This window comes from Marinobacter sp. S0848L, from assembly GCF_023016065.1.
Lineage (GTDB): Bacteria > Pseudomonadota > Gammaproteobacteria > Pseudomonadales > Oleiphilaceae > Marinobacter.
On the sequence record NZ_JALKAQ010000008.1, the window covers coordinates 16886 to 32022 of the forward strand.

Below are 15137 nucleotides of genomic sequence, written 5' to 3' on the forward strand. Positions count from 1 at the left end.
GCAGACGTGCTATGGCGAATCCGAGCTGGTCGTAGGCAGAATCTGAGAGCGAAGGTAATAATCCATCAATCGATGGTATTCCTCTGCCCAGCTAGGGTCGAATGGCCGCTTCTCTTCCGGCTGCGGCTGGTTGAATAGGGGATTCTCTTTCTGCCACGGATAAAACAGACCGGACTTGTCGTTGCTGAACGCCCCGTGCTCGTTGATGCTGCGCTTCAAATTGAACCCTACGTTGCTGACTCCATCGAGGCTAAGAAGGTTCTCGCCACCGAGGGTAATATAGTCTTGGTCCGACAGGCTGAAATGATACAGCGTGGGGAAAATATCCCGATGGGACCCGATGCGCATGGGATCATACGTGTGGCGCGCATTTTCAAGAATCGGCTCAGGTACGTCTAGCAGGAATGGGACCGCATAGGTAAGGCCAAATTCTGTGGGCTCATGCGTGCTCAGGTTCCGTACGCGGTGGTCGCCGGTTACCGCAATAATGGTGTTGTCGCGAAGCGTAGCTGACTGCTTGATGCCCGTCATGAATTGTCCCAGCGCATCAGAGGCGTACTGAAAAGTTTCAAGAAGTACTCGGGTCTCTTCACCCTCATATTCCGCCATTGCGGCTAACCGGTCGCTGAGTTCCGTCGGCCCGGGTTCATAGATTTCCGGTACCTCGTAAGGTGAATGATTGGTGGTGGTCATAATAAAGAGCAGGGTGGGTTTATCCGCTTCTTCCAATACTTTGTTGGCGAACTGGAACATAAAACCATCAGGCACACCCCAGGTTCCTGAGTATTCATCCGCTTCCGGAATTGCTTCGATGATGTCGTTTTCATCATAAACGCGGTCGAATCCCTGCCTAGGCAGGTAGCTGGCCAGGTTGCGCCACATGCCATTTCCACCATATAGAAACGCCACCTCGTAGCCCGCCCGCTTGTAAGGTAGAACCGCAGAACTCGGCAATGCGACCGTTTGAGCCGAGGAATGGCTGATGGTCGCCACAGGACTGTGAAATAGCATCATTACAATACTATCGATGGTCCCGGACGTGCCCGCTAAAAAGCGTTTGAAAAGAAAACCGTCTTCGAAATGAGGGCGGAGTTGTCCCAGCAGGTCGTTATCGGGAGGATTGTCTTCCACCAGAATATTCATGCCCATCCCCTCCATCATTGTTACAACCACATGGGGTGGGTTCTGTTGGAGGTATTCGTTTTCCGGAGTGTGGTGTACCGGGGTCGGCTGGCCGAGTACTTTTTCCATCTGAGCGCTCAGTTCGGCCTCAGAAACGGGCTCGAAGCGCTGTTGTTCTTTATAGTCAGAGGCTGCCCACTCCAGCGCCATGAATATGTTCGGAGTGACCATGTTGAGCGGTTTGTATTGGGAAACGCTGGCGTGATAACGCTTAAGGGGATGGCTGTCTAGAGTGCCTCGCGCTGTGACAAAGGTTGACAAAAACAGGGCGACAACCGCCAGTGCGGTAACGCCCCAGTGCCAGTAAGCTTGCGGGTTAATTCGACCCAACGGACTGCGGAGGAACCACCGGGCGGTGAAATAAGCCAGCGCACCTACCCCAAAAGCCAACAGAGAGCCGCGTATGACGGGGTAGTCTTCCCAGATGTTGATGAGCACTGCGGTGGAATCGTCTTCCCATAGCCCGAACACAAATAGGTCGACATAACTGCCATAGGTCGTGTAGTAGTAGAAATTGCAGATGCAACCTATTACGTAGAGGGCGGCTACAACGGTATGGTAGCCGATCGCAAATCTTAACCAGCGCCGGTAAGCGCCGTGAAACGCTGCGGCAACAAGGCCGCTTAACAATAGCGGCGAATAGGCAATCGCAGTGACCTTGGCGTCAAATCGCCCGCCAACAAAAAAAGCCTGCCAGATATCATCTCCAACCCCTGTTTCCGGCAACCCATCCCGTATATGCATAAAAAACAGGTAGCGTGAAACCAACAGTATGCTGAAGGAAAACAGAAAGCACTTGAACAAAAAAAGTGACAGCTGGCGAAAGCGGGACTGGTATTTCATCTGAGAAATGGCAACACGCGTTAAGAGGAACGGATACTAACAACCGGCTCAATCGCAGACTGTTGCATGACAACGGGCTCTGAGCAGCAGCGACGTTATGCATGACAGGGACGTACGTCTGAGCCATTTCATAGGGCGCCATTATTGTAGCGCGGGATATTGTTGGTGAGCAATCCGGTGTATTCGAGCTCTGTTTGTGTCTTGCGGTAGGCACCAACTTTGACGACGGTTCAGACGGCCTTCCCCGCGGCAACGCCTGACGCCCAGGCCCATTGAAAGTTGTGCCCGCCCAGGTGCCCGGTTACGTCCACCACCTCTCCGATAAAGTACAAAGTAGGCTGCTCCAGTACTGCCATGGTCTTTGATGACAACTGGCGGGTATCCACGCCACCCAACGTGACTTCGGCTGTTCGGTAACCTTCTGTACCGGCGGGTTTCACTGTCCAGTTTTCTAACGTGTTTGCTGTCTGTTCAAGTTCTGCGTTGCGGTATTCCTGCAGCGGTCGGTTCCATCCTTGCAGCTCGTTGAATGCCTGGGCGAAGCGCTTTGGCAGGTGTTGGTTCAGGTACTGGGCGATGGTGGATTGAGGCTTGTTCTTGCGAAGCGAAAACAAGTCATCCTGAATCTGCTGCCTGGGTAGCAGGTTGATGTGTACCTCATCACCGGGGTGCCAGTAACTGGATACCTGCAGCATCGAAGGGCCGCTGAGGCCACGGTGGGTGACCAGCATCGGCTCTCTGAAATGCTGATTGTTGCAATGGGCTTCTACCGGGCAGCTTACCCCGGACAACGGAGAGAGTTGCTGCTTTAGCTCGGGATGCAAAGTAAAGGGCACCAAGCCTGCGCGGGTGGGCAGAACGTTCAGGCCAAACTGTTTGGCCAGTTCATACCCAAATCCGGTTGCACCCATGGTGGGGATTGAAAGCCCGCCACAGGCGACCACGAGTGATTCGCAACTCAGCGCTCCTGAACTGGTTTTCAGATTGTAGCCGGTGGTTGAAGACTGAACTTGCGTGATGGATGTGCTCATGCGGATTTCCGCCCCTGCCCATTCGCATTCGGTCAGCAACACGTTAAGAATGTCTTTCGCGCTGCTCTTGCAGAACAGTTGTCCCGGCGCTTTCTCCTCATGCTCCACGCCATGGCGGTCCACCAGTTCGAGAAAATCCTGCGGGGTGTAGCGCTTCAGTGCCGAAATACAATAATGCGGGTTGTCGGAAAGAAAGTTCGCCGGCGTGCTGTTCAGATTGGTGAAATTACAGCGGCCGCCGCCCGACATCAGAATCTTCTTACCAGGCTTGTTGGCGTGGTCTACGACCAGCACCTTGCGGCCGCGATAGCCTGCGGTGGCCGCACACATCAAACCGGCTGCACCTGCGCCGATGATGATAACGTCGTAGTGTGATGAAGATGCTGCCATTGCCTGCCCGCCCCTGATGAAAAACCGGCGGGCAGTATATCAGTCTCAGGGCAAGTGTACGGAGCCTTCCATGAAGAACACGGCGTGGCCGGAGATTGCCACACGGTCGCCGCGAAGTTCGCAGCGTAAATTGCCACCACGTTTCGAGAGTTGGCGGGCAATCAACGAGCGCTTACCTGATTGCTCGGCCCAATAGGGAGTAAGCACGCTGTGAATGGAGCCTGTTACCGGGTCTTCGTCAATGCCCACGCCCGGTGCAAAATAGCGGCTGACGAAATCACACTGGTCCCCCTTCGCCGTTATGATCACCCCTTGATTGCCCAGCCGGCTCAGGGGCTGCAAATCAGGAGTCGCGGCGCGAACTGCGTCCTCAGAGCCCAGCACAATCATGTAATTCGTGTCGTTAGGAACAAAGAATGCGTTCTCTGGTGCTTCTGGCATGGCCGCTTTAATTAATTCCGGGGTAGAGCAGGGCTCGTATGCCAGGTTTGGAAAGTCCAGCTCCAGAGAATCGTCCGGCCTCCTCGAAACAGACAGCAATCCTGACTTCGACAGGAAACGGATTTTGTCGTGGGGCCATTCAGACTTATTAAACACCACACAGGCGGCCGCTTGAGTTGCATGACCGCACAAAGGCACTTCCGCTGTAGGCGTGAACCACCGTATGTGGAAGTCGGCCTCTTCCCGCTCGGGGGTGGCTACTAAGAAGGCTGTTTCTGACAGATTGTTTTCTGCAGCAATAGCCTGCAAAACCGTATCGGGCAGCCAATGCTCAAGCGGCATGACCGCAGCCGGATTGCCACTAAAAAGTGTATTGGTAAAGGCGTCAATCTGGTAGATCGGGATTTTCATGGTTTGTCCTAGTCCGTTGAAATTCGATTCTGTTACATAAACAGGCTAGCTAGCCCGCAAATCCTCCGGCTTCAACAAGCCGGCCGCAATTGCGATACCGGTGACATCTGGCAGCCTGTCGGCACCAAGGCGTTTCATTACCCGTGCACGATACAGGTCGATGGTTTTCACACTGACACCAAGTTGTTCGGCAATTTCCCGGCTGGTATAGCCCTGCGCCAGTGGGAGAAAAACATCGCGTTCGCGCCGGGTGAGGGTGTTGATCAGCTCCTCCGCATCCTGACTGACCTCCGTGTGGTTTTTGGCTGCGCTCGGGGTTTGCATCGCTTGCTGGATGCTGTCCAGTAGCAACTGTTCGTTGAAGGGCTTTTCGATGAAATCAAACGCACCAGACTTGAAGGCTCGGACAACGATGGGCACGTCGGCGTGACCGGAAACAAAGATGATCGGCACATCGATGTCTCGTTTTTGCAGTTCTTCCTGAACATTCAATCCACCTAGCCCGGGCATGCGGATGTCCAGAACCACGCAGTCGGGGCGGTTCTCGTTTACCTCGTCCAGAAACTGCCGGCCATCGCTGTAGGCTTTCACCTCTAGCCCGACCGACTCGAGTAACCACTGGGTCGATTCCAGCATGCCTGCATCATCGTCTACGACGAACACGGTGTTAGTTGCAGATGAAGAGAGTTCAGGCATCTAAAGGCTCCGATTTATTTGTAGTGGTAGCGGTATGGGTGTTTGGAAAGCGGCAGATCAGCGACAAGCCGCCGGTTTCGGCGGGCCGGGCATCCAAAAATCCGCCAAAGCCCTCAATAATAGAGCGGCTCATGGAGAGTCCCAGGCCAAGCCCTTTCGGTTTGCTGGTGTAAAACGGCTGGAACATCTGACGAACGCCCTCGTCATCCAGTCCGGGGCCTTCGTCTGTTACTACGATCAAGGTTTCATTTTGATCGTTGATGAAGGTTTTGACCAGAATGTCCGACGTATGGATGGATTTCGACTTTTGACAAGCGTCGACGTTGGCTTCGATGCCATTTCGAATCAGATTGATCAGCACCTGTTCCAGAAGAATGGGGTCGGCGATGACAACCGGGTCTTCATCGGCCAGTTGTCTGGAAATCTTCACATTGTGCTTGTCTGCTTCCCATTGGCAAAGGCGTGTCACTTCTGAGATAAGCGTGTTGAGTGCCACCGGGCCCATGCTTTTTTTGCCTTTACGCAAAAATGCGCGCAGCCGTTTGATAACTTCAGAGGCGCGGTTTGCATGGTGGATAATCTTTTGAAGGCCATCATCCACTTTTGTTAGTTGCGCTGGATGCTGGTCACGATTTCTCAAAAAGCGTTGGCTGGCGCTGGCGAAATTCACAATCGATGCCAGTGGCTGGTTCATTTCATGGGCAATGCTTGAAGCCAGTTCGCCAAGGGTGGCGAGCCGTGCGGTGTGCGCCAGTTCGTCGGCCAGCAAACGGTTCTGTTCCTCAGATTCTATTCGGGCGGTGATATCCCGGGACACACTGATCACCTCCACCACCGCGCCGGTATAGGTTTCACGAATGGCTCGGCTGGCAATTTCAAGCCAACGGCGGGCACCGTTTTTATGGGTAATATCGAGGGTCATGGTGGCGTAGCCATCGTCCCGAAGTTTTTGTCGGGTTTCTGTAAATAAGGCGTCCGTTGGCTGGCCGGTAAAAACATCTTCCAATCGCTGACCGCGCAATTCTTCCGGCCAATAACCCAGCAGGCGCCACGACGCAGGCGTTGCATCAATAAAACGGCCATCCGGGGCGTGCCGTGAAATCAGGTCGGTGGTGTTCTCTGTAATCAATCGATAAAGGCGGTTTGAGCGGGTGGCTTGTTCTTGGGTGAGGATGTCGGTAGTGGCATCCCGGCCACGAATCAGAACCTGTTGAGTGTCAGCATCGGGAATGAAGCTCCAAAGCAAAATAAGGCTGCCGATTCGGGATTCCACCTTTTCAATTGCCCGGTTTTGTTCCAGAGCCGACTTGATCAGAGCCACCGTATTGACGGGTAAAACCTCCCCGTAGCCTTCCGATGTTTTGGGCCGGAGCGATTGCATTGCCGGATTGGCGCACAGCACGTTTCCCAGAGCATCTACAATGAGAGTGGGGCTCGGATCTTGTGAGAGCAATTGCACGAAGCCCTTTTTGGGAGTGGACCTACTCATGATTATAGAATATACCCTATAATACGATGGTAGAATTTCTAGTAATAACTCTGTAATCTACCATTTGATTAATCGAAAGAATAACCAGTCTAACCTTTCCACTGTAGACGGCATAAAAATAACACCAGAATATGAGGACCACACACATGACTTCGATCTTTGATGAAGGCCTAGCGCCTCGGGACGCGAACTACGCGGTCCAATCCCCCGTTGATTTCATCGAACGCACCGCCAGCGTGTACCCGAACTATCCCGCCATCATTCACGGCGCTATTCGCCGGAACTGGGCAGAAACCTACGATCGGTGCCGTCGTTTAGCGTCAGCCCTGAAAGGACGCGGAATTCATCGCGGCGATACCGTTGCGGTCATGTTGCCGAATATTCCGGCCATGGTGGAATGCCATTTTGCCATGCCGATGATCGGTGCGGTTTTGAACACCCTCAACGTGCGACTCGATGCGGACGCAATCGGATTTATGCTTGAACATGGCGAAGCGAAAGTCGTCATTGCAGATCGTGAATTCGGTCAGGTCATCAAGGATGCCGTAAGCGGGTTGAAAAACAAGCCGTTGGTGATCGACGTGGACGACCCAGAATACGGCGAAGGTGTTCAGGTTAGTGATCTTGACTACGAGGCGCTGCTGAAGGAGGGGGATCCGGAGTTTCAGTGGAGTTTTCCTGCGGATGAATGGGACGCGATCTCTCTGAACTATACCTCTGGCACCACGGGTAACCCGAAGGGTGTGGTTTATCACCATCGTGGTGCCTACGTGAACGCGCTGGGTAACCAAGCGGTTTGGTCTATGGGGATGCACCCGGTTTATCTGTGGACGCTGCCCATGTTCCACTGCAATGGCTGGTGTTTCCCGTGGACGATCACTGCTATGGCCGGTACCCATGTATGCCTGCGCCGAGTTGACCCGGAAAAGATTCTTCAGCTGATTCGCGACCATCAGGTTACCCACATGTGCGGTGCGCCAATCGTGCTGAACGCCTTGCTGAATGCGTCGCCTGAAGCCAAGGCGGGCATCGATCACGAAGTGAAATCTATGACAGCCGGTGCCGCGCCCCCTGCGCAGGTTATCGGTGCCATTGAAGAGCTTGGCATCAAAGTGACTCACGTCTACGGCCTGACCGAAGTGTACGGCCCGGTGACGGTGTGTGCCTGGAAATCCGAGTGGGATGAACTGCCGCTGGACGAGCGCGCCAAGCTGAAGGCTCGCCAAGGGGTGCGTTATCACACCATGGGCGGAACCATGGTGGGTGACCCGAATACCATGGAGCCAGTACCCAAAGACGGTAAAACCATCGGGGAGATCTTCCTGCGCGGAAACACCGTGATGAAAGGCTACCTGAAAAATCCGACTGCGACGGAAGAAGCGTTCCGTGGCGGCTGGTTCCATACCGGTGACTTGGCGGTATGGCACGAAGACGGCTACCTGGAAATCAAGGATCGCCTGAAAGACATCATCATCTCCGGTGGCGAGAACATTTCCACCATCGAGGTGGAAGACACCCTGTATCGACACCCCGCGGTGATGGAAGCTGCGGTTGTGGCGCGACCCGATGAAAAGTGGGGCGAGACACCTTGTGCGTTCGTTACCCTGAAGCCGGAAGCCGGGGATGTTTCTGAAGAGGACATTATCAGCTTCTGCCGGGAGCATCTGGCCCGCTTCAAGGTACCCAAAACTGTGATTTTCACTGATCTCCCTAAAACCTCGACCGGCAAGATCCAGAAGTTTGTGCTTCGCGATCAGGCCAAAGAGCTGAATTGATCAGGCCATAGGCTGCGCCGCCCGGCGCAGCCAAACCTCAACACAAAAACAACATTGACTGGCACCCGTTAGAGAGTGCCTGGAGGTACAGTAATGCAGCTACTAAAGAGAAAAAATGGCGAAGAGCAGCCGTACTGGCCGGCTGGCCCCTTCAAAATTCGACTCCCGTTTGTCCACTATCGGTGGGAGTTTGCGGAGATGGTTCAGGCTTTGATCATGTTTGTGGTCAGTCTTGCCATGATTCCGTTGCTGGAAAAATATCTGGGTGTTCCTTACGACGTAGCCTTGGCCTACGTGGTGATCTGCGGCATCGGGTTCATGCTGCCTGCGTTACTGGGTGTTCCGTTGGTTCCGGGTTGGATCACACCCGGGATTCCCGTTGTGCTTTTGTTCCTTTCGGATTACGAGCCGGGTCCTGAGGCTATTCAAGCCTTGTTTGCACTGCAGTTCCTGGTGTTCCTGATCTTCCTGATTCTGGGTGTTACCCGCCTGGGTAGTAAGCTGGTGGAGTGGATCCCGCGCTCTATGAAAGGCGGCATCATCATTGGTGCCGGCATCGCCGCTTTAATGGGTGAAATTGAGGCCGGTGGCCGACTGGCCAATACACCTATCTCACTGATCGTGGGCGGTCTGGTGTGCCTGTACCTGATGTTCTCTGTCTCGTTTAAAGGCTTTGTTGATAAGAGTGCGCTGGCCCGCAAGATTGCCAACTACGGCATGGTGCCGGGTATGGTTGTGGCAATTTTGGTTGGTTTTGCCACTGGTGAATACGACGTGCCGGATGTGCAGTGGGGCATCACCAAGCCGGCGTTTGACCAGCTGTGGAACTACCTGCCGTTTACTGTGGGCTTCCCGGATATGAACGTCTTCCTGTACGCCATTCCGACCGCTGTGATTGCTTACGTCATCGCCTTTGGTGACATCGTGGTGGGGCAGTCGCTGATGAGTCGCGTAGACCATTTGCGTAAAGACGAAGACATCGACAACAGCATCGACCGAGCGCACCTTGTCACGGCCCTGCGTAACGGTGGCCACGCTTTCTTCGCACCTTATCCCGGCCTGGCTGGCCCAATCTGGACCGCGGTGACCGCCACCATGGCCGAGCGCTACAAGTACGGCCGCAACGCGATGGACTCTATCTACAGCGGTGGAGGCACCTTCTGGATTACTGGTTTCATCGCTCTATTCGTGCTGCCGCTGGTGAGTTTCTTCCAGCCTGTCTTGCCAATCGCCTTGTCGTTGACCCTGTTGCTGACCGGTTATATCTGTTTGATGGTGGGTCTGGAGCAGCTGGAGAACAACACCGAGCGTGGTATTGCCGGCACCATGGGTGTGGTACTCGCGGTGTATGGTGCAGGCTGGGGACTGGCAACCGGTGCCGTGTTGTACTTCCTGATTGAGCGTACTCGTCTTCTGGGCTTTACCTCGGACCCTGAGGCCCCCGGCGCAGAAGTGGCCGAAGAACACTGATATCTGTCGCCGTTGTTATCAGCGGCGGCATCAACCCCTGTGTGTCCTTGGGAGGCCTTTGTGCCTCCCTTTTTTTATTTGGCCCGTTCTGGCGGCTGCAATGTTTTAAAGCGTGTGTGACACTACTGCCTGCAAAATAATGATAAGAAGAGGTGTGCCGGCATCAAGGCAGCCCGAATCTGGAGGTGTGTAGTATGCGCGTAGGTTTGATCGTTGATTCAGCTTGTGATTTACCCCACGAATTTGCCATCAGGCATGGCCTGTTTATCCTGCCGGTCACTGCGATCATCAATGGTGAAACCTACATAGATACCCACGACCCGGCGCTTACCCAGCGGTTTTATCAGAGTGGTCTGTTGGAAAAAGGACACCATGCTGAAACAGAAGCGTTTTCGGTTGAGCAAATACACGAACTGTTCATGGAAAAGATTGTCCCCGAATACGATATCGCCATTTGTGAAACCGTCACCCGAAGCCGAAGCCTGATCTTTCAGAATGCCAGTGATGCAATGCACACGGTAATGGCGAACTATGAAACGGCCCGCAAGGCATCCGGTCGAGCCGGCAAGTTTTCCATGAGGGTGATTGACAGCAAACAGATTTTTGCCGGGCAAGGCTTGTTGGCGGCGCATACGCTCAAGCTGATTGAGCAAAAAGTTTCCAAGAATGCGTTGAAATACGAAGTTGAAACGTTTTCCGATAACATCTTCACCTGCGTTATTCCGCGGGATATTCATTACATCCGCGAGCGTGCGCGGCGCCGAGGAGACAAAAGTGTCTCGGCTGTCGCGGCGTTTTTAGGGAAAGCTTTAAACCTGACACCGGTGATTTTTGGGCAAGGGGTGGAAGGAAAGCCGGTGGCGAAAACCTTTAACTTCGATACTGCCGTTGAGCGCGTGATGAACTATGCCGCCAGTCGTGTTGAAGCTGGATTACTGACGCCTTATGTCAGCTTGTCCTGCGGGTTAAACTGGGATGAAATCGAAGCTTTGCCCGCGCTGGACCGCCTGCGTGAAACCTGTGAACGGCACAATGTTGAGCTGCTGCTGTCGCAAATGGGCATCACCAGCTCGATCTATGTAGGGCCGGGCAGCATATGCCTGAGCCTGGCGTCGGAACCTCATGAATTTCAGGATTATCAATAAGAATGGATAGCACCTCTATGACCACATCGGGCACTGATCTGGCCGACAAGCTCCTTGAAGCGCACGTTAAGCACGAGTTGTCGGCTTTAAAAGGTGCCAAGCTCACCAAGTTTCTCGAAACAGAGGTGGATGAACTGCTGGGTTATGCAGGCACCGTGACGCTGTCGCAGCTGGTCAGCGCGGAACAGGTGATGGGTGTGATTCAACGCATTGTCGTGAACATGGAACTGGACGCAGGTATCCCTGAGCTGGCCGGCGAAATGGCGGCGAAGGTGGCCAGTGCGCCGGTGCAAGCTGACACCACTCTGGGCGAAATACTGTCGCGGGAACAAGCGGCCGCGTTTGTTGAAGAAGCCTTGGAATTGCGCCAGCAGCGTGAGCTTTTTATTGCAGAAATTATGGCACACCCGGTATACCAAGAACTTGTTTCTAATGTGGTGTACCACGGCTTGGTCAACTATCTGTATGAAGACAATTTGCTGACCCGCTCGGTACCGGGTGTCGGTTCTATGATGAAGTTCGGCAAGAAGGTTGCCAACAAAGCCGTGCCGGGCCTGGATGAAACCTTCGAGCGCCGCATCAAGGCCTGGTTGTCCGACAGTCTTCCGGGGCTGATCACCCGGAGTGAGCAGTTTCTTCAGAAAGCCCTGACAGACGATGAGCTTCGGGATAGCGTGATGGCCGCTTGGGTTTCGCTGGAGGGAACCACCATCGCAGAACTGAACGAGGGGCTGGGCGATGTGCGCCTGCAGGAATTTGTGGTGCTCGGCTACGAATTTTGGCTGAACTTCCGGCAAACGCCGTATTTCGAAGGCTGCGCCCGGGCGGTGGTTGACCACCTTTACGAGACGTATGGCCCTGTGCCGGTTATGGATTTACTGCAAGATTTAGGTGTTACCCGTGAGGTCATTGCCACCGAGCTCAAAGAGCTGGCTCTGCCGATGGTTGATGTGTTGCGGAAAGAAGGCTATCTGGAAGCTTTGTTGCGCAGACGGCTAGGGGCATTCTACCGTTCTGCGGCGGCTAAGAAGTTGTTGAAAGACTAGCGTCTTTCAGGACGGGTCACACATCACAAAAAAGGCCGGAAGATGTTTCTCTTCCGGCCTTTTCGTTTTCGGCATCGGCTGCAATCAGCGCTCCAGATACTGGAGCTTGTCTGGCTTGCCGTCCCATTCTTCTGCATCTGGCAGCGGGTCTTTCTTTTCCGTGATGTTCGGCCAAGTACCCGCGAGATCGGCGTTGATCTCTATGAATGCTTCCTGGCCAGCAGGTAGCTCGTCTTCCGAGAAGATGGCTTCTGCCGGGCATTCTGGTTCGCACAGAGCACAATCAATGCACTCGTCCGGGTCGATAACCAGAAAGTTGGGGCCTTCATAGAAGCAGTCTACCGGACAGACTTCTACGCAGTCGGTGTATTTGCACTTGATGCAGTTATCAGTAACGATAAACGCCATAGTCAGATCCCTGGTTCGTAGAACAAACAGTCTCATCAGGAGCTCGGAAAAATCGGCCCCATTCTTAATTTATGCGCGATATTGTAGGGAGCGCCCTTGCCAGCCGCAAGCCTCAGAGCGCTATAACCTTATTACTTGGGTCAAGTTACCGTTTATTTCTGCTAATTTCGCAACAACGCTTTAAGTTCGTACAGCTGATTGAGTGCGTCTCTCGGGCTTAAATCATCAACATCCAGCTTTTGCAACGCGCGTTCGACGTCACTGGGCCCCATGCTGGCGAACATGTCGCCCTGGAATGCACTGTGATCATCGTTGCTTGGCGCGGTCACTGGGGCCTGGGCCGGTGCGGGCTCGGATTTTGGAACCTCGGCCGCCGGGCCGGCACTGCCTTCCAGATGCGCTAGTTGTGCTTTGGCGTGTTGAATAACGCCTTGAGGTACACCCGCCAATTGTGCAACCTGAAGGCCGTAACTCTGGTTTGCCGGGCCATCGTGGACATTGTGCAGAAACACGATGCTGTCATCATGCTCGGTAGCGGTCAGGTGCACGTTAACCGCGTGTTCCAAATTTTCGGCTAGCTGTGTCAGCTCAAAGTAATGGGTCGCAAACAGGGTGTAGCACCGAATGTCTTTGGCCAGATGCTCGGCGGTAGCCCAGGCCAGTGACAAACCATCAAAGGTACTGGTGCCTCGGCCCACTTCGTCCATCAACACCAGGCTGTGCTCGGTCGCGTTGTGCAGGATGTTGGCGGTTTCGGTCATCTCTACCATGAAGGTCGAGCGGCCTCCGGCGATGTCATCCGATGAGCCCATGCGGGTAAAGATTCGGTCAACCGGGCCCAGTACCGCGCGGTCAGCGGGCACGAAACTGCCGGTGTAGGCAAGCAGCGCAATGAGCGCGGCTTGGCGCATGTAAGTCGATTTACCACCCATGTTTGGGCCGGTGATCACCAGCATGCGGCGCTTGTCGTCGATCAGAAGATTGTTCGGGACGAACGGTTCATCTAGCAGTTGTTCGACCACCGGGTGACGACCTTCTTCGACGGTAAAGCCCGGCTCGTCGGTGAACTCCGGTGCGGTGAAGCGAAGGCTGGTGGCGCGTTCGGCAAAATTACTCAGCACATCCAGTTCGGCCAGCGCCTGGGCTGCATCTTGTAAAGGGGCCAGCTGTTCGGCAACGGTTTCCAGCACCTCGTCGTACAGGCCTTTTTCCCGGGCCAGGGCACGGCTCTTGGCGCTTAGCGCTTTGTCTTCGAATTCTTTCAGTTCGGGCGTGATAAAGCGCTCGGCGTTTTTCAGAGTCTGGCGGCGGATATAATCTGCCGGAGCTTGATCAGACTGGGCTCGGCTGATTTCGATGTAGTAGCCATGTACTCGGTTGTACCCCACTTTCAAGGTGCTGATGCCGGTGCGTTCGCGTTCCCGGGTTTCTACATCGAGCAGATACTGTCCCGCGTTTTCGCTGATGTTGCGCAGTTCGTCCAGTTCGGCATCAAAACCTTCACGAATCACACCGCCATCACGAATCACCACGGGCGGGTTCTCAATGATGGAGTGTTCAAGCAGGTACGCCAGCTCAGGGTACTCGCTGACGGTGTTCGCAAGATGCGCAACATGCTCCGATTGCACGGATTTCAGGGTTTCCTGAAGGTCGGGCAGGGCCTGGAAGGCATCGCGAAGGCGCGCCAGGTCCCGGGGGCGGGCAGACCGCAAGGCAACCCGGGCGAGAATGCGTTCAATATCGCCGACACGTTTGAGCAGATCGTGAATCGGTTCGTAATGGAAGCCGTCCAGCAACGCGGCGACGGCTTGTTGGCGCTGGCGGACTACATGAATATCACGCAAGGGGCGGTTCAGCCAGCGGCGCAGTTCCCGTGCACCCATGGGGGTGGCGGTGCGGTCCATCACCCACGCGAGGGTGTACTGGTGGCCGCCCATCAGGTTGGTGTCGATCTCCAGATTACGGCGGCTGGCCGCATCCAGAATCACCGCTTCCTCCCGGCGCTCTCGGGTTAGTTTACGGATGTGGGGCAGGGCTGTGCGCTGAGTTTCGCGCGCGTACTGCAATAGGCAGCCCGCGGCGCAGATGGCCAAATGCAGGTCTTCGCAGCCAAAGCCGGTCAGATCTTTTACCTGCAATTGCTGGGTGATAATACGATGCGCCGTGTCCATTTCGAACAGCCACGGGCCTTGTCGACGCACGCCGGTGAAGCTTTCAAGGATCTCGCCGTAGGGGAAATCTTCGCTGATCAGGATTTCTGCCGGGCGCAGGCGCTGAAGCTCGCCTTGCAGCGCTTCAAGGTTATCAAGCTCGGATACGGCAAACCGGCCGCTGGAAATATCCAGTGAAGCAAATCCGAACTGCTCTTTGTGGCTGAAGATGGCTGCCAGCAGGTTGTCTCTGCGATCTTCCAGAAAGGCTTCATCGCTGAGGGTGCCCGGGGTGACAATGCGGACGACCTTTCGCTCAACCGGACCTTTGCTGGTGGCCGGGTCACCAATTTGTTCGGCAATGGCAATGGATTGTCCGGCACGGACCATGCGTGCTATGTAGCCTTCCGCAGCGTGGAACGGGACACCCGCCATCGGGATGGGGTTGCCGCCGGATTGGCCTCGCGCGGTCAGTGTGATGTCCAAAAGCTCGGCGGCTTTCTTGGCATCGTCATAAAACAGCTCGTAAAAGTCCCCCATACGGTAGAACACCATCTCGTTAGGATGTTCACCTTTGATTTTGAGGTACTGCTGCATCATTGGAGTGTGCTTGGGAGATTCCTGCTTGGCCGGGTTCTTCGCGGATGCCGTCATATGTCC

At 54.7% G+C, this 15137-nt stretch carries 11 protein-coding genes; 4 read left to right on the plus strand and 7 right to left on the minus strand.

Annotated elements, in window-relative coordinates; genetic code table 11:
* Positions 1-9: 9 nt before the first annotated feature.
* The 5 genes from MWU64_RS10865 to MWU64_RS10885 all read right to left on the minus strand — a co-directional run bounded on the left by MWU64_RS10865 (position 10) and on the right by MWU64_RS10885 (position 6483).
* On the minus strand, positions 10-1926 hold the full coding sequence (locus MWU64_RS10865) for an LTA synthase family protein (RefSeq protein ID WP_247064312.1): 1917 nt from the start codon (positions 1924-1926) through the stop codon (positions 10-12).
* A 329-nt stretch (positions 1927-2255) separates the two neighbouring features.
* Entirely contained in the window at positions 2256-3446 is a 1191-nt protein-coding gene (locus MWU64_RS10870; protein WP_247064314.1) for an NAD(P)/FAD-dependent oxidoreductase, read from the minus strand.
* A gap of 45 nt (positions 3447-3491) precedes the next feature.
* A complete protein-coding gene (locus MWU64_RS10875) occupies positions 3492-4298 on the minus strand; it encodes a PhzF family phenazine biosynthesis protein (protein ID WP_247064316.1) in 807 nt (268 codons plus the stop codon).
* Positions 4299-4343: 45 nt separating this feature from the next.
* Positions 4344-4994, minus strand: coding sequence for a response regulator (locus MWU64_RS10880; protein WP_247064319.1), 651 nt, complete (start codon positions 4992-4994; stop codon positions 4344-4346).
* Positions 4987-6483 (minus strand): PAS domain S-box protein, encoded by a 1497-nt coding sequence (locus MWU64_RS10885; protein ID WP_247064321.1) that lies wholly within the window; start codon positions 6481-6483, stop codon positions 4987-4989. The genes MWU64_RS10880 and MWU64_RS10885 overlap by 8 nt, the downstream gene beginning before the upstream one ends.
* Positions 6484-6629: 146 nt before the next feature.
* Here MWU64_RS10885 and MWU64_RS10890 point away from each other — a divergent pair, with 146 nt between their 5' ends.
* From MWU64_RS10890 to MWU64_RS10905, 4 genes are all read left to right on the plus strand, one after another.
* The gene (locus tag MWU64_RS10890; RefSeq protein WP_247064322.1) at positions 6630-8258 is read left to right on the plus strand and encodes an acyl-CoA synthetase; all 1629 of its coding nucleotides are present in this window, start codon (positions 6630-6632) and stop codon (positions 8256-8258) included.
* Between the two features lie 93 nt (positions 8259-8351).
* Entirely contained in the window at positions 8352-9728 is a 1377-nt protein-coding gene (locus MWU64_RS10895; protein ID WP_247064323.1) for a solute carrier family 23 protein, read from the plus strand.
* A gap of 194 nt (positions 9729-9922) precedes the next feature.
* Complete coding sequence (locus MWU64_RS10900) at positions 9923-10873, plus strand: DegV family protein (protein WP_247064324.1); 951 nt, start codon at positions 9923-9925, stop codon at positions 10871-10873.
* Between the two features lie 17 nt (positions 10874-10890).
* On the plus strand, positions 10891-11919 hold the full coding sequence (locus MWU64_RS10905) for a hypothetical protein (RefSeq protein WP_247064476.1): 1029 nt from the start codon (positions 10891-10893) through the stop codon (positions 11917-11919).
* 84 nt (positions 11920-12003) lie between these two features.
* On the opposite strand, the gene fdxA is transcribed toward MWU64_RS10905, so the two are convergent.
* Together fdxA and mutS are read right to left on the minus strand one after the other, a co-directional pair.
* Entirely contained in the window at positions 12004-12327 is a 324-nt protein-coding gene (fdxA, locus tag MWU64_RS10910; protein ID WP_247064478.1) for a ferredoxin FdxA, read from the minus strand.
* 161 nt (positions 12328-12488) lie between these two features.
* Positions 12489-15131 (minus strand): DNA mismatch repair protein MutS, encoded by a 2643-nt coding sequence (gene mutS / locus MWU64_RS10915; protein ID WP_247064325.1) that lies wholly within the window; start codon positions 15129-15131, stop codon positions 12489-12491.
* Positions 15132-15137: the final 6 nt, after the last annotated feature.

Coding starts and splice junctions, on each gene's coding strand:
- MWU64_RS10890 (WP_247064322.1), top strand. CDS start 6,630: ATGACTTCGATCTTTGATGAAGGCCTAGCGCCTCGGGACGCGAACTAC.
- mutS (WP_247064325.1), bottom strand. CDS start 15,131: ATGACGGCATCCGCGAAGAACCCGGCCAAGCAGGAATCTCCCAAGCAC.
- MWU64_RS10880 (WP_247064319.1), bottom strand. CDS start 4,994: ATGCCTGAACTCTCTTCATCTGCAACTAACACCGTGTTCGTCGTAGAC.
- MWU64_RS10885 (WP_247064321.1), bottom strand. CDS start 6,483: ATGAGTAGGTCCACTCCCAAAAAGGGCTTCGTGCAATTGCTCTCACAA.
- MWU64_RS10895 (WP_247064323.1), top strand. CDS start 8,352: ATGCAGCTACTAAAGAGAAAAAATGGCGAAGAGCAGCCGTACTGGCCG.
- MWU64_RS10865 (WP_247064312.1), bottom strand. CDS start 1,926: ATGCATATACGGGATGGGTTGCCGGAAACAGGGGTTGGAGATGATATC.
- MWU64_RS10870 (WP_247064314.1), bottom strand. CDS start 3,446: ATGGCAGCATCTTCATCACACTACGACGTTATCATCATCGGCGCAGGT.
- MWU64_RS10905 (WP_247064476.1), top strand. CDS start 10,891: ATGACCACATCGGGCACTGATCTGGCCGACAAGCTCCTTGAAGCGCAC.
- MWU64_RS10875 (WP_247064316.1), bottom strand. CDS start 4,298: ATGAAAATCCCGATCTACCAGATTGACGCCTTTACCAATACACTTTTT.
- MWU64_RS10900 (WP_247064324.1), top strand. CDS start 9,923: ATGCGCGTAGGTTTGATCGTTGATTCAGCTTGTGATTTACCCCACGAA.
- fdxA (WP_247064478.1), bottom strand. CDS start 12,327: ATGGCGTTTATCGTTACTGATAACTGCATCAAGTGCAAATACACCGAC.